Annotated in this window: 19 protein-coding genes; 12 read left to right on the top strand and 7 right to left on the bottom strand. The window is 63.4% G+C overall.

Going from position 1 to position 21,893, the window contains the following annotated elements:
• Window positions 1–183: 183 nt before the first annotated feature.
• The gene (locus LY284_RS30235) at window positions 184–3,015 is read right to left on the bottom strand and encodes a LuxR C-terminal-related transcriptional regulator (protein ID WP_233389824.1); all 2,832 of its coding nucleotides are present in this window, start codon (window positions 3,013–3,015) and stop codon (window positions 184–186) included.
• A gap of 304 nt (window positions 3,016–3,319) precedes the next feature.
• On the opposite strand from LY284_RS30235, the gene LY284_RS30240 reads away from it, so the two are divergent.
• Together LY284_RS30240 and LY284_RS30245 are read left to right on the top strand one after the other, a co-directional pair.
• Entirely contained in the window at window positions 3,320–4,441 is a 1,122-nt protein-coding gene (locus LY284_RS30240; RefSeq protein ID WP_077161082.1) for a porin, read from the top strand.
• Between the two features lie 69 nt (window positions 4,442–4,510).
• The gene (locus LY284_RS30245; protein ID WP_375294305.1) at window positions 4,511–4,825 is read left to right on the top strand and encodes a BON domain-containing protein; all 315 of its coding nucleotides are present in this window, start codon (window positions 4,511–4,513) and stop codon (window positions 4,823–4,825) included.
• Window positions 4,826–4,949: 124 nt separating this feature from the next.
• Here the strand turns inward: LY284_RS30245 and LY284_RS30250 are convergent, their stop codons facing one another.
• Window positions 4,950–6,491 (bottom strand): DHA2 family efflux MFS transporter permease subunit, encoded by a 1,542-nt coding sequence (locus LY284_RS30250; RefSeq protein WP_233389829.1) that lies wholly within the window; start codon window positions 6,489–6,491, stop codon window positions 4,950–4,952.
• A gap of 103 nt (window positions 6,492–6,594) precedes the next feature.
• Between LY284_RS30250 and LY284_RS30255 the strand changes: the two genes are divergently transcribed.
• The 3 genes from LY284_RS30255 to LY284_RS30265 all read left to right on the top strand — a co-directional run bounded on the left by LY284_RS30255 (window position 6,595) and on the right by LY284_RS30265 (window position 9,529).
• Window positions 6,595–7,038 (top strand): MarR family winged helix-turn-helix transcriptional regulator, encoded by a 444-nt coding sequence (locus LY284_RS30255; RefSeq protein WP_014252624.1) that lies wholly within the window; start codon window positions 6,595–6,597, stop codon window positions 7,036–7,038.
• Window positions 7,039–7,144: 106 nt separating this feature from the next.
• Entirely contained in the window at window positions 7,145–7,432 is a 288-nt protein-coding gene (locus LY284_RS30260; RefSeq protein WP_053571553.1) for a DUF4148 domain-containing protein, read from the top strand.
• A 189-nt stretch (window positions 7,433–7,621) separates the two neighbouring features.
• Window positions 7,622–9,529, top strand: a complete 1,908-nt coding sequence (locus tag LY284_RS30265) for a M60 family metallopeptidase (protein ID WP_233389831.1) — start codon at window positions 7,622–7,624, stop codon at window positions 9,527–9,529.
• Window positions 9,530–9,617: 88 nt separating this feature from the next.
• Here LY284_RS30265 and LY284_RS30270 read toward each other — a convergent pair whose 3' ends face one another.
• Both LY284_RS30270 and LY284_RS30275 read right to left on the bottom strand, forming a co-directional pair.
• Window positions 9,618–10,502 (bottom strand): EAL domain-containing protein, encoded by an 885-nt coding sequence (locus tag LY284_RS30270; RefSeq protein WP_233389833.1) that lies wholly within the window; start codon window positions 10,500–10,502, stop codon window positions 9,618–9,620.
• 349 nt (window positions 10,503–10,851) lie between these two features.
• Window positions 10,852–11,973 (bottom strand): ABC transporter ATP-binding protein, encoded by a 1,122-nt coding sequence (locus tag LY284_RS30275; RefSeq protein ID WP_014252621.1) that lies wholly within the window; start codon window positions 11,971–11,973, stop codon window positions 10,852–10,854.
• Between the two features lie 180 nt (window positions 11,974–12,153).
• Here LY284_RS30275 and LY284_RS30280 point away from each other — a divergent pair, with 180 nt between their 5' ends.
• Genes LY284_RS30280 through LY284_RS30310 form a run of 7 tightly spaced genes read left to right on the top strand, consistent with a single transcriptional unit; the run spans window position 12,154 to window position 19,293 of the window.
• Window positions 12,154–13,524 (top strand): sugar ABC transporter substrate-binding protein, encoded by a 1,371-nt coding sequence (locus tag LY284_RS30280; RefSeq protein WP_041733455.1) that lies wholly within the window; start codon window positions 12,154–12,156, stop codon window positions 13,522–13,524.
• A gap of 34 nt (window positions 13,525–13,558) precedes the next feature.
• Entirely contained in the window at window positions 13,559–14,488 is a 930-nt protein-coding gene (locus LY284_RS30285) for a carbohydrate ABC transporter permease (protein WP_041733453.1), read from the top strand.
• A gap of 11 nt (window positions 14,489–14,499) precedes the next feature.
• Entirely contained in the window at window positions 14,500–15,351 is an 852-nt protein-coding gene (locus LY284_RS30290; RefSeq protein ID WP_014252618.1) for a carbohydrate ABC transporter permease, read from the top strand.
• A 32-nt stretch (window positions 15,352–15,383) separates the two neighbouring features.
• On the top strand, window positions 15,384–16,364 hold the full coding sequence (locus LY284_RS30295; RefSeq protein WP_014252617.1) for a sugar-binding transcriptional regulator: 981 nt from the start codon (window positions 15,384–15,386) through the stop codon (window positions 16,362–16,364).
• 10 nt (window positions 16,365–16,374) lie between these two features.
• Window positions 16,375–17,118: an SDR family oxidoreductase gene (locus tag LY284_RS30300; RefSeq protein WP_045461264.1), complete on the top strand. Its 744-nt coding sequence runs from the start codon at window positions 16,375–16,377 to the stop codon at window positions 17,116–17,118.
• A gap of 30 nt (window positions 17,119–17,148) precedes the next feature.
• Complete coding sequence (locus LY284_RS30305) at window positions 17,149–18,186, top strand: NAD(P)-dependent alcohol dehydrogenase (RefSeq protein WP_233389839.1); 1,038 nt, start codon at window positions 17,149–17,151, stop codon at window positions 18,184–18,186.
• A 33-nt stretch (window positions 18,187–18,219) separates the two neighbouring features.
• Window positions 18,220–19,293 (top strand): alcohol dehydrogenase catalytic domain-containing protein, encoded by a 1,074-nt coding sequence (locus LY284_RS30310; protein WP_233389841.1) that lies wholly within the window; start codon window positions 18,220–18,222, stop codon window positions 19,291–19,293.
• Between the two features lie 13 nt (window positions 19,294–19,306).
• Here LY284_RS30310 and LY284_RS30315 read toward each other — a convergent pair whose 3' ends face one another.
• From LY284_RS30315 to LY284_RS30325, 3 genes are read right to left on the bottom strand one after another with little or no spacing between them, the layout of a single operon-like run.
• Entirely contained in the window at window positions 19,307–19,672 is a 366-nt protein-coding gene (locus LY284_RS30315; protein WP_233389843.1) for a VOC family protein, read from the bottom strand.
• 49 nt (window positions 19,673–19,721) lie between these two features.
• Window positions 19,722–20,801: an ABC transporter substrate-binding protein gene (locus tag LY284_RS30320; RefSeq protein ID WP_045461256.1), complete on the bottom strand. Its 1,080-nt coding sequence runs from the start codon at window positions 20,799–20,801 to the stop codon at window positions 19,722–19,724.
• 53 nt (window positions 20,802–20,854) lie between these two features.
• Window positions 20,855–21,877 (bottom strand): aldo/keto reductase, encoded by a 1,023-nt coding sequence (locus LY284_RS30325; protein ID WP_233389845.1) that lies wholly within the window; start codon window positions 21,875–21,877, stop codon window positions 20,855–20,857.
• Between the last annotated feature and the right edge of the window lie 16 nt (window positions 21,878–21,893).

A 21,893-nucleotide genomic window follows, 5' to 3' on the forward strand; every position in this document is an offset into this window, starting at 1 on the left:
GTTCGATACGGAGTACGGAGGGAAAGCGGCTACGACGGATTGCGCTCGATGCGCGAGGCGCGAAGCCCCGGCGCGGTCTCGATCAGAAACGCGTAACGCGATCTCCCATGAGACTGAGAATAGGACGTCGGGGAGGGGGAGGTAACCACCCGCGCGGGGTGGCGGGCGGGGGTGCTGGCGGGGTTAGCGGCGCGCGCGGCCGTCGTCGGCGGCGGCTTCGAGTTCGAAATCACGCATGCGTTTGACGGCTTCGTCGCGGCACGAGACGCCGAGCTTGCTGTAGATGTTCTTCAGATGCCATTTGACCGTCTCAGGCGAAATGCCGAGCGTGCGCGCGATCTTCTTGTTCGGCAGCGCCTGGCCGAGCAGACGCACCACGGCCGATTCTCGCTCGCTCAGGATCGACGAACAGGAGGACGCGGCGCTCTTGCAGCCGGTCACGGAAGGCGTATCGACGATCGCGCGCGCAGCTTCCTCCGCGGCCCGCAGACGCCGGACGTAGAAGCTCAGCACGGGATCGGCCGGCTCGCTTTCCATGACGCGTTCGATGAGGTCGAGGATGCCCGCATCGACGTCGAGAATGCTCCGGATCAGGCCCAAGCGATGGCCGCTTCGCAGCGCCGTCATGACCGCGTTGCGCGCGGCGTTGGCCCCGTAGCGGCGGGCGTCGACCATCGCGGCGCACATCTGGAAATGCACGACGTGCCGTTGCCAGCCGTGACGCGCGCATTCCTCGATCAGCGCGTCGAGCCGCGTGGCGGCTTCGTCGTTGTCCTTCCTCGCGATGCACCAGTCGATCTGTGCCCGCTCGGTCATGAGGCGAATTTCCGCCGAGGCGTCGGCGTTGCGCGATGCGTTGCGGGTGCAGAGCGCGTCGAGCCGCGCGAGGACCGCTTCCGCGGTATCGAAGTGGGCGGACTGCGCGTGCTGGCGCACCTGTTCGGACAGGCTATACGCGAGCAGACGGTCGATGCCGAATTTGACCGCATATTCTTCGAGACGCTCGAGATAGGCGAAGGCATCGAGATCATGCCCCGCGACCCGATGAACGCCGGCAAGCGCGAGCAGAACCCGCAACACCGAATCGGGGATGGAAACGCGTTCGAGCACGTCCACGCGATCTTCCAGCAGCTTGCGCGCCGCTTCGAGTTCGTTGAATTCGTACTGCGCCTCGGCGAGCAGGGCCGCGGCGAAGCACGTCGCTTCGATGCCCGAGCTGCCGAGCTTTTCCGCTTCGGACAGCACGTCGCGGCTGATGCGCTCCGCTTCCTGAAGGTTGCCTTCCATGGCATGGCTGAAGCCCGCGATGCAGCGCCCGTTGAGCACGCCGCCGGACGTGCCGAGAAGCGGCGCGCCGTCTATCAGGATTTGTGCGGATTCCTCTTGCACGCAGCGTGCTTCCGCATACCGTCCCGTGCGCAGATGAATCCACGAAATGAGCGTGTTGCGCGCCATGATGTGCCATCCGTCCACGTCCTGAGGCGGATCGAGCAGGCGGGGCACTGTGGAGAGCGCGGTTTCGAGGTCGTCGCGCTGGACCGCGAGGCCCGCTTCGAGCAGCACGAGCCGGAACCGCAAGCGCGGGTCTTCCATCGGAATCGTGACCCGAAGCCGCGCGATGCTCGCCGCGCAGGTATCGAAGTCACGCGCGTAGAGATCGAGTTGCAGCGTCCACAACTGCAGAGACGGGCGCGCCTGAATTTCCGCGAGCGGCAAAAGCCGTATCAGCCGCACGAGCTTGCGCAGATTGCCCTGGCGTTGCATGTTCCGCGCAACCTGCTGCACGAGGTTGGCCGCCGCGGACGATTCCCCGGCCATGAGTGCGTGACGCACCGCTTCGTCCGGAAGATGATGTTCGCGAAACCATATCCACGCCGCGCGATGGATGTCGCGCTGCTGCGCTTCGCTTCTCGCACGGAAACGCGCGAGCAGCGTTTCGCGAAACAGCGGGTTGAGCCGATACCACGTTTCGTCGCCCGGACGCTCGATGAGCGTGATGAAGAAACTATCCGCGGTGAGCTTGGACAGCAACGGCAGGACGTGCGTCATGCCCGGTTCGTCGGCGATCAGCGCGGCGCACAGCGAAGGGCACACGCGCGAGCAGATCGACATGCGCACGAGCACTTCCACTTCGAGCGGCAGCAGACGGGACAGCACTTCGCTCTGGAAATAGTCCGAGAACGAGGAGGCGTCGCGCAATGCGGGATGCACGCATTCGTCCAGCGGCGCGAGTTCCGCGCCGACCTTGCGGTTTTTCCTGAGGCCGAAGGCGAGCAGTTGCAGGCCGGCGATCCATCCGTCGGTGAGTTCGTGCAACCGCCGCGCCTCGCGCTCGTCGATCGCGTTCGACTGCGTCATCAGAAACGCTTCGGACTCGCTGAGCGTGAAGCGCAAATCGCGCATGTCGAGTTCGAGAAGCTGCGACTGGTCGCGCAGCCGGCCGAGCGAAAGCGGCGGGTTGGCGCGCGTCATCAACGCGATATGCAGGTTCTGCGGGCCGTAGTCGAGCAGCCACTGGAAGACGCCGTGCACGCGGCTGTCGGTGACGTGGTGGAAATCGTCGAGGATCAGCACCAGTTCGTTCGGATGCCTCGCGATGGCGCTCACCAGCGCGATCAGCGTGCGCTCCACGGCTTCCTCGTCGACGCCGCGTCCGCCGAGCAGCGTCGCATCGCGCGTCAACGCGAAATCGATCTGCGAAAGACTCGCGACAAGATAGCCGAGACACGCGGACATATCGTTGTCTTCCGCGGTCAGCGTGAGCCAGGGCACATCGAAGCCGAGAAGCAGCAATTCCTCGCGCCAGTTGGCAAGCGTCGTCGTCTTGCCGCATCCCGCCGGGCCTTGAAGCACGATGCAGCGCCTGCGCCGCGCGTCGAGCAACTGGCTCAGCAGGCGGTTGCGCACGACGACGCGCGCCGCGTTGCGAGGCGGGCTGAGCTTCGGACTGGGCTGGAATTCCATGCCGGACGGACGGTGCGGAAGTGCTTCGATGCTCGGATGGGTTTGCGGCATGGCGACCTTCGACTTGCAGTGATGGCGCGGTAAGATGCGACGCCACCAGACGGCGAAATGATGCGGGGGCATTGTAACGTCGAGTTGGCCCCACCCATATAGGTAAAGCCGAGAGGTGTCCTTTTCTGCGTTCGCTGATAAGTCCCGCGATGTCTGACGCCGGTCTGCCGTATGTCCGCTTGGTGCGGACTCCTCGGGTATTCCCGTGCCTACCCCATCCGGGGTGGGGGAGGCGAACCGCGGTTTCGTCAACATTGGTGCGCACCGGCATCGTCGGTGGCGTCAACATGGAGAGGAGACCTGCATGCGCAGCATCAGTAAAGGCATTTGCGGTGCGACATTAGCGCTCGTCGCGAGCGCGGCGTCGGCGCAGTCGAGCGTCACGCTGTATGGGGTGGTCGACGTCTGGATGCAGTATTTGAACAACGGCGGTCAGAGTTCGGTATCGGAACGAAGCGGCGGCAACACCGGCTCGATGATCGGCTTCAAGGGCAAGGAAGATCTCGGCGGCGGTTTGTCCGCGATCTTCACGCTCGAAGGCGGATTCACCGTCAACAACGGTGCGTTCTTCGCGGACAGTTCGATGATGTTCTATCGGCAGGCCTGGGTCGGACTCTCGGATGAGAAGTACGGCACGCTCACGTTCGGGCGGCAATATCAGCCGACGTTCTGGGCGATCTATCCGAGCGAGCCGTTTCGCGCCGACGAGGTTCTGTCGCCGCTCGCGGCGATGTCGGTGTCGACGTCGACCGACCGCAACACGCTTGCGAGCCAGCGGCAGCCCGGGCGTCTCAGCAACACGGTGGTCTACGTGTCGCCGAATATGGCGGGCGTGACGCTGCGCGGCCTCTATGGCTTTTCCGATACGACGACGCAGCCGTATCCGGCGAAGACCGGCAACTATCTCGATGTCGCGGTGACGTATTCGGGGTATGGCTTCTACGGCGGGCTGGCCTATTCGAACCAGCACGGCGGGACGGCCAACATTCCGGGCTTGCCGGGCACGCTGAACATGCTTGGCATCGAGCACTACACGGCCGCGCTTGCTTACCGCATCGGTATCGTGAACCTGCAGGCGAACTACTCGTACAACCGTCCGAAGGACGCGCCGGCGGGATCGCTGGCGGAGCGGCTGAACGCGGGGCATTCGTTCTCGATCATGGAAGTCGGCGCGACGATTCAGGCGACGCCATTCGATACCATCGAGATCGCAGGCGTGCAGCGCGTGGTGCGCGGCGTGCATGACAACAACTGGGGCGTCGAGCTCGGCTATGATCACGCGCTGTCGAAGCGCACGTCGCTTTACGCGCGCGCGGGTTACATCAAGAACAACGGCTCGGGCAACGCAAGCTGGCCGGGCATCACGCCGGTCGCGCCGGGTTCGAAGCAGGTCATTGGCGCGCTCGGCATGACGCACCGCTTCTAAGCGTGCTTTTGAGCGAACTTATCGGGAATGAATATGAAATCGATCTTATCATGCGCATTATGCTTCGGGATGCTGATGGCTTCCATTCCGTTCGACGCGAACGCGCAATCCAGCGCAACACCCGAAGCGCCGCCGGCGAGCGCGGCGTCGAGCACGAAGGCGACGAAGCAGGCCAACCGCGCGCTCGTCAAGGAAGTCGTGCGTGCGCTCACCAAGACGAAGGGCTTGCAGAGCAACGCTATCACCGTGCGGGCGAACAACGGCGCGGTCATTCTGGAAGGCGCGGTGCCTGAACAGGCGCAAATGGATCTTGCGACGCGTGCGGCGGCGAGCGTGCCCGGCGTGACTTCGGTGAAAAGCGCGCTGACCTTGTCGACGTTCTGACAAGAGGCTGCGGTCCATCGCCGGGAGCGCGATGGATTGTCTCGCCAGCCGCTTTTTACGCGGGACGCATCAATGCCGGCAAGCAAAACAAGAGCAGCAATAATCAAGCTGTCCGCTCAATCGCTCAATCCATCGCCGCATGCGCGACCGACTCCTCGGCCGCACTCTTCCCCGCTGGCCGGATCAGCAGCAACAACGGCACCACCAGCAACGTCGCGACGAACATCAGCTTGAAGTCGTTGAGATACGCGATCATCGAAGCCTGCTGCGTGATGGTCTGATTCAACATGGCCATGTCCTGCATCGAGCCGCCGGAGAGCATCGGCTGCACCGCCGGATTGAAGGGCGTCACCTGCGCAGCGAGGTCGGCGTGCGCGACTTGCGTGTTGCGCGTCATCAGCGTCTGCACGATCGAAATGCCGATACTGCTGCCGATGTTGCGCATCAGACTATAGGTGGCGGTGCCGTCGGCGCGCAGTTCCGGTGTGAGCGTCGAAAACGTCAGCGCCGACAACGGCACGAACACGAGCCCGAGGCCGAAGCCCTGAATCACGCCCGGCCACACGATATCCGATGCCGACAGCACGATCGTGTAATGCATCATCTGCCACAGCGCGAACGCGGAAATCAGAAAGCCCGCGAGCAGCAGCGCGCGTGCATCGATGTGCTTCAGCATGCGCCCGGCGACCAGCATGGCGATCATCGTGCCCGCGCCGCTCGGGGCCGTGACGAGGCCGGTCGTCGCGACCGGATAGTTCATGAGGTTCTGCAGCATCGGCGGCAGAAGCGCGCGCGTCGCGTACATCACCGCGCCGATCACGAAGATGAAGCAGGTGCCGGTCGCGAAGTTGCGGTCTTTCAGAAGCTGATATTTGAAGAACGAGCGCGCGCCGGCCGTCGCCGTATGCGCGATGAAGAAAACGAAACTGACCGCCGCGAGCAGCGCCTCGATGCGGATTTCGATCGAGCCGAACCAGTCGAGCTGCTCGCCGCGGTCGAGCATGGCCTGAAACGCGCCGATCGCGAGACCGAGCGTGGCGAAACCGAACGCATCGAATTTCACGGCGCGCTTCGCCGCTTGCGCCGGCAGGAATGTCGACACGCCAAAGAGCGCGAAGGCGCCGATCGGCACGTTGATGAAGAACACCCAGCGCCAGTTGTAGCTGTCGGTGAGCCAGCCGCCGAGCGTCGGACCGAGAATCGGCCCCACCATGACGCCCATGCCCCACACGGCCATCGCCTGGCCCTGCTTTTCGCGCGGGTTGATGTCGAGCAGGATCGACTGCGACAGCGGCACGAGCGACGCCCCGAAAATGCCCTGCAACAGTCGCGAGCCGACGATCTGCGCCAGCGTCTCCGACAAGCCGCACAGCGCCGACGCCACCGTGAAGCCCGCAATCGAAATGCACAGCAGCTTCTTCACGCTCAGCCGGTCGGACAGCCAGCCGGTGAGCGGCGTCGCGATCGCCGCCGCGACGATATACGACGTCAGCACCCACGTGATTTCGTCCTGCGATGCCGACAGGCTGCCCTGCATGTGCGGCAGCGCCACGTTCGCGATGGTGCTGTCGAGCGTCTGGATCAGCGTCGCGAGCATGATCGAAACGGTCAGCATGCCGCGGTTCAGGGGCGCCGCGGCGCTTTCCGTGGAGGCTTCGGAGGACATGGGGACGGCCGCGGGAAAGCGGCTTTTCATGAGTAGGGTTATAGTAAGCAGGCTTATTATACCGAGTCGGCAACGGCGCGCGCGTCTTACATATAATCGCGCGATGGAAACCCAACTCGACAAACGCTTCGGCTTCCTGGTCGCGGACGTGGACCGCCTGTGCGGCAATCGTTTCGACGTCTTGGCGAAGTCGTCGCTCAATCTCACGCGCGCGCAATGCCGCGTGCTCGCGTATCTCTCGCATTACGGCGAGGTCAATCAGGCGCGGCTCGCGGGGCTGCTCGAAGTCGCGCCGATTTCCGCCGGACGGCTGCTCGACCGCATGGAAGAGGGCGGCTGGATCGAGCGGCGGCTCAATCCCGACGACCGGCGCGAACGGCAGGTGCGCATGACCGCGAAGGCCGAAAAGGCGCTGGACCGGGCGCGGCGCGTCGGCGACGAGATCGCTTCGGAGGCGCTCGCCGGTTTCAGCCGCCAGGAAAGCGAGCAGTTGATCGCGCTGCTGCAACGCGTGCGCGGGAATCTGAGCCGCATCGTGGATCGCTGACGGATCGCGCGAGCCGTGCTAACGTGCCGCGCGTGGATCGCAGATTGCTCACGCGATTCGCGCAAGCGTCGTCAACCGTCATCATCCATCCCGGAGAAGATCGATCATGAATAAACGCACCGCACCGTTGGCCATCCTCGCCCTGTCGGTCGCCGCGCTCGTCGCCGCGCCCGTCGCGCAGGCGCAGGACACGGCCGCCTCAACGCCGAAGCAGATCAAGAAAGCGGAACGCAAAGCGGCGCGCGCGAAGAAGAATGCCGAGCTGAAGGAACTGGAAAAGAACGGCTACAACCCGGCGGGCGAGCAGACCAACTATCCGCAGAATCTGCAGAACGCCCAATCGAAGATCAACGCGCAGAAGGCGGCCAAGCCGGCTGCGGCGTCGGCACCCTGATGAATGGCGCGGACGCACTGTCCGCGCCACGATCCGCTCAAAGACAGGTGACGCCGGTCGCCGGCTCACCTTCCGCGATACCCCCTCTACCTCCACGAAGCGCTCGACGCGCCGCCCGAGTTGCCGTACCGTCATCGCAGATGGCGAAAGAAACGGAACCACGGCCGCTGAAACGGGGAGGGCGCGAACATGCGCTGGCTTTCTTGGCTGTTGATGTTCGCGTTGTGCGATGCGCACGCCGCCTCGCGCTATTACGCGCCGATGACCTTCTATCCGCACGATGCAGTGCGCGTCTCGCGCTTCGCCTCGACGCCCGGCGCCATGCTGGTGCCCTATGGCGCGGGCGCGAAGGTCAGGGAAGGCGAGTTCTACATCGTCTCGAATGCCTCGTTCAAGGCCCTGACGGCGCAGGTGCAAAGCGACTGCACGATCATGCTCGTGCAGTCGAAATGGACGCCCGAACTCGCCGCGAGCCAGATCTGGACCGTGACGAAAGAAGGCAGCGGCTTTCGTCTTTATTCCAGGCTGCATGAACGTTACGTGACGCTCGGCGCGCGCGTGGATCTCGACGAGGCATCCGGCGAAGCGCGGCAAAACTGGAGCATCGAAGCCGCTGCCAACGCGGTGACGATCGCGGCGACCGGCACGAAGACGGGCCTCGCCATCGAGCGTCAGGCGCTGCGCGATGGCGCGCGGGTCGAAGTCAACGCGCAGGCCGGACAGTGGCGTCTGTACGAAGTCGGCAACGCCAGCGCCGATCATGCCTATCGCCCGCTCGATGCGGCCGCCCGCTCGACCTACGACCACGCCAACAGGCGCTATCACCTGAACGCGTTCGCGCCGGATGCGATCGAGGCCGACCGGCTGCGCGGCTTTCGCTGGACGGACTACCATCCGTCGGGGCTGCATGTGTCGAAGGGCGAGTCCGTGGTGATCGACGTAACGGGTCTCGCTGACGACGGCCCCGATGGCCTCGTCATCCTGGTCGGCAACAAAAACGGCTTCTACCGGCGTCAGCCCGCGGGCGATCCGCAGATGATTCTCGCAACCGAAGGGCGCAACACCTTCGTCGCCTCGCGTGACGGGCTGCTGTACTTCGAATATACCGACAGCGGCTTCAACGAGCGGCCGCGCGCATCGATCGATGTATTCGTGCGCGAAGGCGGGCGGCCGGCGCCGTTCTATGTCGAAGGCGTGACGACGCCCGGCGAATGGCGCGCGATGCTGCAACGCTACGCCGATGCGCCGCTCATCGAAATGGCGGGCAACAGGACGATGTTCACCGTCTCGCGCGCGATGTACGACAAGGCGGGCGCCGCCGACCCGTCGATGCTGCTCGGCTATGTCGAGCGCGTCATGGGCTATTACGACGCACTCTCCGGGCTCGATGGATCGAGCGCGCTCGACACGCCTTCGCCGTTGCGCGTGCATTTCGTACAGGACGCGATCTCCACGCACGCGGAGTTGCAGGATGCCTACATGTACGCGACCTACTACATGATCGGCCTGCCGCTCGACAGCGCGGCCGAAACCTTGCTCAAGCCCGCGAAGTCCGAGGAATGGGGCGTGTGGCACGAACTCGGCCACATGTATCAGCAATGGGACTGGACCTGGCCGGGCGTCACGGAAACGACGGTCAACATCTATTCGCTGCATGCGCTTCAGCGCCTCGGCACACCGATGATTTCGCCCCTGCTGCGAACCGTCGACGCACACGGCGCAAAAAGCCGGCTCGATCTCGCGACGCGCTATCTCGCGCAGCCGTCACGCAATTTTCTCGACGATGCGTCGTTTCCCGTGCCGTCCGAAGCGCTCTGGATCCGGCTCGTGATGTACGAGCAGTTGCGCCGCGCGCTCGGCGACGCGTTTTATGCGCGGCTGCACAAGGCGTATCGGTTGCATCCGCTGACGGAAGACGAAGGCGGCGACCGCAACGAAGTGCAGACCTTCGTGCTGCGCGCGTGTATCGCGGCGAATCTCGATCTCACGGAATTCTTTTCGCGATGGGGCTTGCCGGTGGATAGCGCCACGCGCGCGGCGGTCGCCGGGATGAAGCTGAAGACGCCGCCGATGGATTTGACGCGTACGCGCATCTGACGCCCAAGAAAGCACAAAAAAACGCCGGCACACGCCATGCGCCGGCGAAATCCTGGCTTACGAGGGCTGCCAGAATGGGATGAACGCTTTACGCGGCATCGGCGAGGCGGATCGTGCGCGGTCCCTCGCGGCGCGCCGATTTGCGCTGCGCCATCGCGCTCGCCGACTGCGCGCCGGGCACGTTGCCGATACCGAATGCGGGCCGCGCCAGAAAGTATCCCTGCGCGAGCACATGCGGCCATTGTGCGAGCCACTGCGCCTGCGCCGCCGTCTCGACGCCTTCGACGACGATCGCCACCTTGAGCCGCGTGAGCAGCGCGAGCACCGACGAAAACACCAGACACGCGTTCGGGCAGCGCGGCGCGCCGGAAAGCAGTTCCTTCGCGATCTTCACCGTGCCGAAGTCGATCGGACCGAGCGCGGCGAGACACGAATAGCCCGTGCCGAAGTCGTCCATCGCGACGCTCACGCCCTTGTTTCTCAGACGCTGCACGACCTTGGGCATGGACGGCATGCGCGCCAGATCCTCGCTTTCCAGCAATTCGAGCTCGATGCAGTCCGGCTTGACGCCGTGCGCGCGGCAAATCGATTCCAGGCGCCCGGCAAAGCCCGGCAACGCCGCGACCGATGGCGGCACGTTCACCGCCACCGAATACTGCGCGCCGCCGCGGCTGCGCCACGCCGCGATTTCCGCCGCCACCGCGTCCAGCACGAACCAGGTGAATTCGCGCATGATCTCGGCGTCTTTGAACGCATCGCTGAATGCGCCCGGCAGCATCACGCCGTACTCGGGATGACGCCAGCGAATCAGCGCTTCCATTTGCGCGAGCTCGCCGCTTCCGACTCGGTAGATTCCCTGATAGGCGATGCAGAATTCTCCGGCCCTGAGGCCTTCGAGCACGCGATGCCTGAATGCATGATTCGAGTTCGGCGCGGCTTTCGCGACATGCGAGCCGTCAGTCGTTCTTTTCATGCTCTAACCATCCCCTGCCAGTTGGTCGTGGAAGCGGTCGCACGAGTCGTGCCAGAGTCGCTGCGAACGGCTCCGATCGGTCTGTGAACGCGATCGGGCGCGATGCGAATGCTGGGCGCGGAACGATGCTGTCACGATTGCGCGACAGGATATCCCGGATTCAAACGCGAAGCGTATCGAATCCGGGACGCATCACCGGATATGTGCGGCGCCGCACACAAGGCGATGACCGGCGCTTCTCGCCGTTTTGCAGTTTTGGCGCGTGCTTTCTGGAACTTTTGTAATCCCGACTACCGCCGATAACGGGCCGCATTCCTGATCGCAATAACAAGTACTGCTGATGCGTCATTTAGACGGTCGCGGTTTCGGCCACTGGCCGCATGCGTTCGAGCGCGCTGCCATCCTCGCGGAACAGATGCACGTGACGAATGCTGAAGCCCGCGTTGAGGCGCTGGCCTTCGACCGCTGTCGATTCGCCCGAGCCCTTCACCTGGATCACGAGTTCGTTCGGCAGACGCACATGCAGGAGCGTTTCGCCGCCGAGATGCTCGATCACCATGACTTCGCCGGTGAGACCGCTGTCGATATCGCCGCCGCACGATTCGATGAAATGCTCGGGCCGGATGCCGAGCGTGAGCGTCTCGCCCGCCTTCACCGCGGCCGCTGCGAACGGCAGCGTGAGCGCATCCCCGCCGGGCAGTTCGATGGTGACGCCCGCGGCATCCACGCGCGTCACGCGCACGTCCATGAAGTTCATCTTCGGAGAGCCGATGAAGCCCGCCACGAAGCGGTTGTGCGGCGTGCGATACAACTCCAGCGGCGAGCCGATCTGTTCGACGCGCCCATGATTCAGCACGACGATGCGATCGGCCATGGTCATCGCTTCGGTCTGGTCGTGCGTGACGTAGATCATCGTCGCGTTGAGCTGCTTGTGCAGCTTGATGAGCTCCAGGCGCATCTGCACGCGCAAGGCGGCGTCGAGATTGGAAAGCGGTTCGTCGAAGAGAAAGACTTTCGGCTCGCGCACGATGGAGCGTCCGATCGCGACGCGCTGACGCTGCCCGCCTGAAAGCGCGCGCGGACGCCGTTCGAGCAACTGGCCGATCTGCAGAATCTCCGCCGCGCGATGCACGCGTTCCTTGATCTGCGCCTCCGGCAGCTTGAGCATGCGCAGCCCGAACGCGATGTTCTCGTACACCGTCATGTGCGGATAGAGCGCATACGACTGAAACACCATCGCCACGCCGCGTTGCGAGGGTTCGAGATCGGTCACGTCTTCGCCGCCGATCATCACTTGCCCCGAGTCGCTGCGCTCAAGGCCCGCGATGGTGCGCAGCAAGGTGGATTTTCCGCAGCCCGAAGGACCGACGAACACCATGAACTCGCGGTCGGTCACTTCGATATCGACGCCCTTCAGCACATCGACGCCTGCAAAGGCCTTGCGGATCTGCTGCAAGTGAACTGCGCTCATTACGTTGTCTCCAGTGTGCCGCTGCGGCAGCGCAGCATCGGATGCATCGTTGAATTTGTTCTTGACAACCTGTTCGCGCCAAAATATACAATTGTAAAACCGAAATTACAAGTGAAACGAGGCAAGCCGCAGGACGCATCCGCAAGTCACACCCGCTCGAAAAAAACCAAGGAGACAGGCATGAAGAAGCGCTTCATCCCGGCCCGGCAGCTCGGCCCGATCAAACACGTCGCGGCGGTCGCGCTACTGGCGGCGAGCGCGGCGTTCGCCGCATCGAACGCGCAGGCCTGGACGCTCAAGGAAGCGGCGCAGCCGTATTCGGGCACCACCATCAAGGCCATTTTCCTGGACCGTCCCGGCTATAAGGCGGCGCAACAGCTCATTCCGCAGTTCGAGAAAGAGACGGGCATCAAGGTGCGCTGGGAAGTGATTCCGTACGAGAACACGCGCGAGAAGGAAGTGCTCAACTTCGTCGGCGGCGGCGATCAGGACATCGTGCTCGTCGATGTCGTGTGGATCGGCGAATTCGCGAGCAACAAGTGGCTCGTGCCGATCAAGAAGTTCACCGACGACCCCAAGCTCGCCGACCCGAATCTCAACCTGAAGGGCTTCTTCCCGATCCTGCTCGATTCGTTCGGCACGTGGGACAAGGTCACCTATGGCCTGCCGTTCGATAACTACTCGGGTCTGATGTTCTACAACAAGTGCATGTTGAAGGACGCCGGTTTCGACGAGCCGCCGAAGACCTGGGACGATCTGCTCAACACCTACGCGCCGAAGCTCACGAAGGGCGACAAGTTCGCTTTCGCGCTGCAATCGCGGCGCGGCGAAACCCAGTCGGCGGACAGCTTCATGCGCGTGCTGTGGCCCAACGGCGGTTCGCTGCTCGACGCGAAGTTCAAGTCGAACCTGATGTCGCCGCAATCGCAGGCGGGCCTCGAATACCGGCAGAAGCTCATGAAGTACATGCCGCCGGGCATCGTCGATTTCGATCACGCCGAAGCGGTGAATGCGCTCGCGCAAGGCCAGGTCGCGATGATCACCGAATGGTCCGCGTTCTATCCGACGCTCACAGATCCCAGCAAGTCCAAGCTCGGCAACTGTCTCGCGATCACGACCGAACCGAAGGGCCCGGCAGGCCTCAAGCCCGCGCTCGGCGGCTTCTCGCTCGCGGTGAACGCCAAGTCCAATGCGAAGAAGCAGGCCGCGTCGTGGCTCTTCATTCAATGGATCACGTCCGAAGCCATGGCCAAGCCGTATCTCGAAGCGGGCGGCGTGCCGGCGCGCACGGCGGTCTACGAGGACAAGGCCGTGCAGGACAAGTATCCGTTCGTGAAGCCGATGGTCGAATCGTGGCAGGGCGGCGTGCCGGATTATCGTCCGCGCTTCCCGGAATGGCCGGCGGTCTCGGAAGTCATCGGCGAATGGGGCAGCAAGATGATGCTCGGCCAGGTGACGGTGAAGGAGGGCGCGCAGACCATCGGTCAGAAGACCGAGGACATCCTGAAGAAAGCGGGCTATTACGACGGCAAGAAGCCCTTGTTGAAATAACGCGCTCGACATACAGGAAACAGGAGGCGATCGAATGGCATCACCCGCACTGCACGCGCGCGGACCCCGCAAGCCCACGCGCTACTTCGGCGTCCTGCCGCGTTCGCCCGCCTTCTGGTTCCTGATTCCCGCGATAGCCGCGCTCGCGATCATCGGCATCTATCCGCTGCTGCTTGCGCTCTATAACTCGTTTCATCAGTACAAGCTCGCGGATCTCGGTTCGGGCACGCCGTTTATCGGGCTCGACAACTACATCGCCACGCTCACCGATCCGACCTTCTGGGAAGCGCTCGGACGCACCGCGCTGTTCCTGTGCCTCACGTTGCCGATCGAAGTGGCGCTCGGTCTGTTCGCCGCGCTGCTGCTGCACCGCATGGAGTTGCCCTGGCTGCGTGCGGCGGCGCGCGTGAGTCTCGTCATTCCGATGGCGACGACTTATGCGGTGGTGGGTCTCATTGGCCGCCTGATCTTCAACCGCCAGTTCGGCGTGGCGAACTATCTGACGGGACTGATCGGCATTCCGCCGCAAGACTGGCTCGCCAACCCGACGCTTGCGTTCGTCTCCGTGATGATCATGGATGTCTGGCAATGGACGCCGTTTTGCGCGCTGATTCTGCTCGCCGGGCTCTCGATGGTGCCGAAAGAAGCCGAGGAAGCCGCGCGCCTCGAAACGCCGAAGTGGAGCATGATTCTCTGGCACTTGCAGCGGCCTTATCTGCTGCCCGGCCTCACCGCGATCCTGATCCTGCGCTCCGCCGACATGCTCAAGATGTTCGATGCCGTCTTCACGATGACGCGCGGCGGCCCCGGCGCGGCGACGGAGTTCATCAGCGTCTATATCCAGCGCGTGGGCTTTCGTCTCTTCGATCAGGGCATGGCGTCCGCGCAGGCGATCATTCTGCTGATTCTGACGATCGTGCTGTCGCGTCTTTATATCCGTTTCGTGTATCGGGAGGCCGCGTGAGTTCGACCAGCATGCAGACCACGCAACGCGCCAAGCGCGCACGCGCCGCAAGAAAACGCGCCACGGTATGGCACTTCATCGGCCTTGTGATCGTGTTCATGTCGTCGGTGTTTCCGTTCTACTGGATGGTCACGACGAGTCTGAAGAGCCAGTCCGACGCGCTCGCGTATCCGCCGAAGTGGCTCTTTTCGCCGACGTTCCATCATTATTCGGCGGCGCTCTTCGAACACGACGTGGCGGGCAGCCTGCTGAACTCGCTCATCATCGCGAGCAGCACGACGGTGCTGGCGATCCTGCTCGGCGCGCCAGCCGCGTATGCGCTCGCGCGCTACGAGTTCCGCGGCAAGGAAGACCTGTGGTTCTGGTTCATCTCGAACCGCATGGTGAGCCCCGTCGTGCTGGCCGTGCCGTTCTTTCTGATCGCGACCAAGCTCGAACTCGTCGATACGCATATCGTGCTGATCCTGCTCTATCTGACCTTCTCGCTGCCTATCGTCGTGTGGATCTGCACGGACCAGTTTCGCAACATTCCGGTCGAGCTCGATGAAGCCGCACGTCTGGACGGCGCATCGCCGTGGCGCGTGTTCTGGCGGATCAATCTGCCGCTCGCGATGCCGGGCATCGTCGTCTCGGCGATCTTCGCGTTCATCTTCTCGTGGAACGATCTGCTCTATGCGCTCGTGCTGACACGCAGCGACGCGATCACCTCGCCCGTCGCCGCGACGAGCTATATGAGCGGCTACGAGTTGCCGTGGGGCGAAATCATGGCGACGGGCACGCTGATCGTGCTGCCGATGGTCGTGTTCGCGCTGGCTGTTTCGGGCCGGCTGGTGCAAGGCCTGACGATGGGCGCCGTGAAATAAAATCGCCGCTTTTGATTGAACACCGGAGCAACATGAGCAAGAGCGCACCGCCCATCGCCGTCGCTGAAGCGGACGATTCCATCGATTCGGAGGAAGAGCTGCAGGCGCGCGTCGCGTGGCATTACTACGTCGGCAATCTGACGCAGCAGGAGATCGCGCAGCGCATCGGCAGCAATCGCGTGCGCGTGAACCGCCTGCTTGCCGCGAGCCGCGAGTCCGGCCTCGTGCAGATTACGATCAACAGCAAGATCGCGCCGTGCGTCGCGCTGGAAGAAGCGCTCGCGCGGCGCTTCGGGCTCGAATGCGCGGTCGTCGTGCCCACCGGCGCGAACAACGAGGCGAACAACGCGGCGCTCGGTATCGGCGCGGCGGCGTACTTCGCCAAGCAGATCGTCGCGGGGCAAACCATCGGGCTCGGCTGGGGCCGTACGATTCGCGCGGTGTTGCGCGCGATGCCGCAGCGCTCGTACGGAGCGGTGTCGGCGGTGTCGCTGCAAGGCGGCTTGTCGCATTGCCCGAGCATCAACACGTTCGATATCGTCTCCGACTTCGCGGACATTTGCCGCGCCGATGGTTATCTCTTCGCCGCGCCCATCTACGTGAGCAGTCAGAAGGCGCGCGATGTGATCCTGCAGGAAGAGACCGTGCGCGAGACTTACGAGCTCGCACGCAACGCGAATCTCGCGCTGCTCACGTGCGGCGATCTCACGGAATCGCTGGTGGTGACATACGGCATCGACAATCCCGAGCAGTTGCGCACGCTGGAAAAGGCGGGCGCGGTTGGCGACATGCTCGGTCATTTCATGGATGAAGACGGCGAGCTGATCGATCATCCGCTGAATCGCCGCACGGTGGCGATCGCGCTCGACGATCTGCGCAAGATCAAGCGCGTGATTCTCGTGAGCGGCGGCAAGAAGAAATTTCATGTGACGCGGGCGGCGTTGCGCGGGCGCTATCCGTCCGTGCTCGTGACCGACGAAGACACGGCGCGCCGTCTGTGCGACGAGCCTTGAAGACCACACCATGACCATTGACAGAAACCGCGAGTTCGCGGGCAAGACCGTGCTCGTCACGGGCGCGGGCAAGGGCATCGGCCATGCGACGGTGCACTTGCTGATCGAACGCGGCGCGCGCGTGATCGCGCTGAGCCGCAGCGCCGCCGATCTCGATGCCCTGAAGGCCGAGACGGGCTGCGACACCATCGCCGTCGATCTCGCCGATGCGAACGCCGCGCGTGAAGCCGCGCGCGCCGTGCAACCCGTCGATCTGCTCGTGAACAACGCGGGCATCGCCGTGCTCGAATCGTTTCTCGACACGAGCGTCGAAGCCTTCGATCTCACGATCAACGTGAACCTGCGCGCCGCGATGATCGTCGCGCAAGAGTGCGCGAAAAGCATGATCGCGCGCGGCGCGGGCGGCTCGATCGTCAATGTGTCGAGCTTGTCCGCGAACGTGGGCTTTGCGCTGCATGCGGCGTATTGCGCATCCAAAGGCGGACTCGACGCGATGACGCGCGTGATGGCGAACGAACTCGGCCCGCATGGCATTCGCGTGAACGCCGTGCTGCCGACCGTCACGATGACGCCGATGGGCGAGCGCGCCTGGAGCGATCCCGCCAAATCCGCGCCCATGCTTGCGCGCATTCCGATGAACCGTTTCGTCGAGCCGGTGGAAGTGGCGCGCACCATCGCCTATCTGCTCGGTGACGATTCGAGCATGGTGAGCGGTGTCAGCTTATTGGTCGATGGCGGATTCCAGTCCTGCTGAACCGCCTATTTCTCTATCAAAGGAACGACGATGGAAGCACTGGTTCTCGAGGAAGCGAAACGCATCAGCTTGCGTCCGTTCAGCTTGCCGCAGGTCGTGGGGCCGCGCGACGTGCGCATCAAGATTCATACGGTGGGCATTTGCGGCAGCGACATTCACTACTATCAGCATGGCCGCATCGGGCCGTTCGTCGTGAACGAGCCGATGGTGCTCGGGCACGAAGCATCGGGCACGGTCGTCGAGGTCGGCGATGACGTGAAGCATCTGAAAGCGGGCGATCGCGTGTGCATGGAGCCGGGCGTGCCGGACATGGAATCGCGCGCGTCGCGCGAAGGCCTCTATAACCTCGATCCCAAAGTGCGCTTCTGGGCGACGCCGCCCGTGCATGGCTGCCTCGCGCCCTACGTCGTGCACCCGGCTGCGTTCACTTACAAGCTGCCCGATAACGTGAGCTTCGCGGAAGGCGCGATCGTCGAGCCGCTATCCATCGGCTTGCAGGCGGCGAAGAAGGCCGCGATCAAGCCGGGCGACGTTGCCGTCGTGTTGGGGGCGGGCACCATCGGCATGATGTGCGCGCTGGCCGCGCTCGCGGGCGGATGCAGCCGCGCGATCGTGTGCGATCTCGTGCCGGAGAAGCTCGAACTCATCGGCGGCGTGCAGGGCGTGACCGCGGTGAATATCCGCGAAAAACGCGTGCTCGACGTGGTGCATGAACTGACCGATGGGTGGGGCGCCGACATCGTGTTCGAGGCGAGCGGCAACGAAAAGGCATTCGACGGCATCGTCGATCTGCTATGTCCGGGCGGCTGTCTCGTGCTCGTGGGCATGCCGCAACATGCGATTCCTCTCGATGTCGTCGCGGTCCAGATCAAGGAAGCGCGCATCGAATCCGTGTTCCGTTACGCGAATATCTTCCCGCGCGCGATCCAGTTGATCGCATCGGGCAAGCTCGACGTGAAGCCGTTCATCTCGCGCACGTTCCCGTTCGCGGAAGGCATCAAGGCTTTCGAGGAAGCGGCGAGCGGCGTGCCGACCGACGTGAAGGTGCAGATCGTACTGGAAGCGTGAATCGCAACGCACATCACAACAGGGAGACACGTCATGGCCGACGAACAGATGACAGCGATCGTATGCCGCGCGCCGAAAGATTATCGTGTGGAACGCGTGCAGCGCCCGCGTGCCGCGCGAAACGAAGTCGTGATTCGCATCGCCGCATGCGGCATCTGCGCGAGCGATTGCAAATGCTGGTCGGGCGCGAAGATGTTCTGGGGCGGCCCGAATCCGTGGGTGAAAGCGCCGGTGATTCCGGGGCATGAATTCTTCGGTTATGTAGAAGAGCTAGGCGAGGGCGCGGAAGACCATTTCGGCGTGAAAAAGGGCGACCGGGTTATCGCCGAGCAGATCGTACCGTGCGCGAAATGCCGCTATTGCAAATCGGGCGAATACTGGATGTGCGAGGTCCATAACATCTTCGGTTTTCAGCGCGAAGTGGCCGATGGCGGCATGGCCGAATACATGCGCTTTCCGCCGACGGCCATCGTCCATAAGATTCCCGACGGCATTTCGCTGGAAGACGCGGCGATCATCGAGCCGCTCGCATGCGCGATTCATACGGTGAATCGCGGCGATATCCAGTTGAGCGATGTCGTCGTGATCGCGGGGGCGGGGCCGCTCGGGCTGATGATGACGCAAGTCGCGCATCTCAAGACGCCCAAGAAACTCGTCGTGATCGATCTCGTCGAGGAACGTCTTGCGCTGGCGCGCGAATATGGCGCGGATATCACGATCAATCCGAAGACCGACGACGCGCTGGAAACGATTCGCTCGATCACGGATCGCTACGGCTGCGATGTGTATATCGAAACGACGGGTGTGCCGGCGGGTGTGTCGCAGGGGCTGGAGTTGATCCGCAAGCTCGGCCGCTTTGTCGAGTTCTCCGTGTTCGGCGCCGATACGACGGTGGACTGGTCGATCATCGGCGATCGCAAGGAACTCGACGTGCGCGGCGCGCATCTCGGGCCGTATTGCTATCCCATTGCGATCGATCTGCTCGCGCGCGGCCTGGTGACGTCGAAGGGCATTGTCACACACGGCTTCACGCTCGATGAATGGGACGAGGCGATCAAGATCGCGAATTCGCTCGACTCGATCAAGGTGCTGCTCAAGCCGAAGTGAGCGTAACGCGCGTTCAGAAGGGCACTTCGCCGACGTGCCACAGCACGCCGGACGGATCGAACACGAAGCCGACTTTCATGCCCCAGTTCTGCATCGCAGGCGCGCGCGCGGGATTGACGCCGAACTCGCCCGCGAGCGCCTCGGGATTCATCTCGCGCCACCAGGCGTCGACATCGCGCACGAGCAGTTGCAGCATGCAGTTTTCCGCGAATTCCTTCACATAGAAATTCTGAAGAATGAAGCTGAAGCTGCCGGCTTTCATCATCGCAATGTCGTCGTCCTGATGCGTGATGCGAAACCCCAGGGCTTCGTAAAAGCGTTTGGACAGTGCGAAGTCTTGTGCCGGAACGAAAGGGCGCAGCGCGAGAATTTGGCTCATCGTGAAAGCTCATCGTGACGGGAGCGCACAGTGTAACGCCCCCGCCCGCTCAAAGCCCCGATGCGTGCAGGAAGATCTGATTGAACATCTTGTTCCACTGGCCGCGCTCCTGCATCGTCATGGCGGGATCGACGAGCGCGACGTTGACGCCCTGCATCGGCGAAGCGACATTGCGATTGGTCGGTACATAATCGCGCGAGACGAGAATGCGCTGTGCATCGACGGAAAGCAGATAGTCGTATAGCAGCAGCGCGGCGGCCGGATGCGGCGCATGCGTGAGCAGCGCGACGCCGTTCGCGCGGGCCGCGGCCGGTTGCAACACGAACCAGTCGATCGGCGCGCCGCGGCGCTTCGCCTGTGCGGGCATGTAGTTATAGACTTCGAGCGCGAGCGGCACTTCGCCGGCGACCACGAGGTTATTCAGAAGCGAATTGCCCGTGCGCGCGGCCACGCCATTCGTATCGACAAGTGTGCGGAAAAATTCGATGCCCTTGTCGCGGCCCATCTGCGTCGCGACCGTCGCGAACCAGTCGGCGCTTTTCGCTTCGATGCCGAGTTTGCCTTTCCAGTGCGAAGCGAGCAGGTCGTCATAGCTTTTCGGCAGATCGGCGGGTTTGATGAGACGCGTGTTGTACGCCTGAACCCAGACGGACAGCATCGTCGACGCCCATTGCCGATGCGCGGGCACCACGTGGGGCGCGAGTTCCGCGAGCACCGGCGATGACACCGGCGTAAGCAACTTCTCGCGCCGCAAGGCATCGAGATACGACGAGCCCGTATGCACCGCATCGACGATATAGCGATGCCCCTGCGATTCCGCGACGATGCGCTGCACCACTTGCTCGTCGCCGGCGCGCCAGATATTCACCTTGATGCCATAGCGCGCCTCGAACGGATCGATGAGCGGCGCGACGTCCGGCTGCGCAATCGACGTGTAGAAGTTCAGCTCGCCTTCTTCCTTCGCGGCGGCGAGAATCTTTTCGGCGCGGTCCGGACCTTCATAGGATGCGAGCGCGAGGTTCGGCTGCGGCTGCGATTGCTTCGCGCACGCCGCGAGCGGCAGGCCCGCAGCGCCGAGCGCGAGCGCAGCGCCGGCAAGACGCATCACGTCTCTTCTCGTCGTTGACATGGGGCGCTCATCTCCTTTGCGTGGGTTTGATTGTAGGCGCGAGACACTCGTCATCATGACGCCGTTTCGGCGAAATTGCTTTGCCATACGCGTTCGAGCTGCGCGTTGAGATCGTCGGAGAACGGGCCCATGCCGGAGACGGCGCAGAGCTCTTTCAATTGTTCCATCGACGAGAATCCGCCGAGCGCCGTCGTCACGCCCGGATGCGCGAGCACGAAGCGAAACGCGGCCTGGGCGAGCGTGATGCCCGATTCACGCGCGAGGAAGCTTACGCGTGCGGCGCGTTCGCGCATCTTCGTTGCGTCGGAAGCGTTGCCGGAAATATCGCGTGCAAGCGGATGATGCGCCTCACCCGCGATACTTTGATCCGACAGAAAGCCGCGCGCGAGCACACTGTAAATCGCCGCGCCCGTGCCGGCTTCGCGCGCATCGTCGAGTACGGCGCCGCCGTCTTTATCGACGGCGAGGTTGGCGGGCAGCGTCATGCCCGCGCTGGGATTGAGCAGCGTATAGGTAACGTTTAGCATGCCGAATGGTTGACTTTCGAGCAATTCGCGCACATAAGGCCCATCGTTGCCGCGACAGACGAAGCCCACGTGCGCAACCTTGCCCGCATCGACGAGACGCCGCATGCCTTCGAGCGCGCCGCGCGGCCCGAGAAAATGCTGCACGCCCAGCGTGTGATAGTCGCGGTCCACGGGCGCGCGCGCGCCTGCAACGGGCGCATTGTGAATCTGCAGCACGTCCAGACGATCGACGCCCAGTGCTTTCAGGCTCGATTCCGCCGAACGCACGACATGCCCCGCGATATCGTCGAGATTCTCCGCGCGTATTTCGACTTTCGAGTTGATGAGCGGCCGCGCGCTCAAGCTGCGCAGCACGCGGCCAAGGTTCGCTTCGGCGCCGATATAGTCGGGCGCGACATCGAAGTAATTGATGCCCGCTTCGAGCGCGGCCTCGACGATGCGCAACTGCTGGTCGAAGCCGCCGCGCACCATCAGACCCGCATTGCCGCCGCAGCCGAAACCGATCTCGGACACTTTCAGACCGGTGCGGCCCATGCTTCTGTATTTCATCGCGAGCCTCGCTGTG

The sequence above is a fragment of the Caballeronia sp. PC1 genome, assembly GCF_021353155.1.
Lineage (GTDB): Bacteria > Pseudomonadota > Gammaproteobacteria > Burkholderiales > Burkholderiaceae > Caballeronia > Caballeronia cordobensis.

Coding starts and splice junctions, on each gene's coding strand:
- LY284_RS30235 (WP_233389824.1), bottom strand. CDS start 3,015: ATGCCGCAAACCCATCCGAGCATCGAAGCACTTCCGCACCGTCCGTCC.
- LY284_RS30240 (WP_077161082.1), top strand. CDS start 3,320: ATGCGCAGCATCAGTAAAGGCATTTGCGGTGCGACATTAGCGCTCGTC.
- LY284_RS30245 (WP_375294305.1), top strand. CDS start 4,511: ATGCTGATGGCTTCCATTCCGTTCGACGCGAACGCGCAATCCAGCGCA.
- LY284_RS30250 (WP_233389829.1), bottom strand. CDS start 6,491: ATGTCCTCCGAAGCCTCCACGGAAAGCGCCGCGGCGCCCCTGAACCGC.
- LY284_RS30255 (WP_014252624.1), top strand. CDS start 6,595: ATGGAAACCCAACTCGACAAACGCTTCGGCTTCCTGGTCGCGGACGTG.
- LY284_RS30260 (WP_053571553.1), top strand. CDS start 7,145: ATGAATAAACGCACCGCACCGTTGGCCATCCTCGCCCTGTCGGTCGCC.
- LY284_RS30265 (WP_233389831.1), top strand. CDS start 7,622: ATGCGCTGGCTTTCTTGGCTGTTGATGTTCGCGTTGTGCGATGCGCAC.
- LY284_RS30270 (WP_233389833.1), bottom strand. CDS start 10,502: ATGAAAAGAACGACTGACGGCTCGCATGTCGCGAAAGCCGCGCCGAAC.
- LY284_RS30275 (WP_014252621.1), bottom strand. CDS start 11,973: ATGAGCGCAGTTCACTTGCAGCAGATCCGCAAGGCCTTTGCAGGCGTC.
- LY284_RS30280 (WP_041733455.1), top strand. CDS start 12,154: ATGAAGAAGCGCTTCATCCCGGCCCGGCAGCTCGGCCCGATCAAACAC.
- LY284_RS30285 (WP_041733453.1), top strand. CDS start 13,559: ATGGCATCACCCGCACTGCACGCGCGCGGACCCCGCAAGCCCACGCGC.
- LY284_RS30290 (WP_014252618.1), top strand. CDS start 14,500: ATGCAGACCACGCAACGCGCCAAGCGCGCACGCGCCGCAAGAAAACGC.
- LY284_RS30295 (WP_014252617.1), top strand. CDS start 15,384: ATGAGCAAGAGCGCACCGCCCATCGCCGTCGCTGAAGCGGACGATTCC.
- LY284_RS30300 (WP_045461264.1), top strand. CDS start 16,375: ATGACCATTGACAGAAACCGCGAGTTCGCGGGCAAGACCGTGCTCGTC.
- LY284_RS30305 (WP_233389839.1), top strand. CDS start 17,149: ATGGAAGCACTGGTTCTCGAGGAAGCGAAACGCATCAGCTTGCGTCCG.
- LY284_RS30310 (WP_233389841.1), top strand. CDS start 18,220: ATGGCCGACGAACAGATGACAGCGATCGTATGCCGCGCGCCGAAAGAT.
- LY284_RS30315 (WP_233389843.1), bottom strand. CDS start 19,672: ATGAGCCAAATTCTCGCGCTGCGCCCTTTCGTTCCGGCACAAGACTTC.
- LY284_RS30320 (WP_045461256.1), bottom strand. CDS start 20,801: ATGTCAACGACGAGAAGAGACGTGATGCGTCTTGCCGGCGCTGCGCTC.
- LY284_RS30325 (WP_233389845.1), bottom strand. CDS start 21,877: ATGAAATACAGAAGCATGGGCCGCACCGGTCTGAAAGTGTCCGAGATC.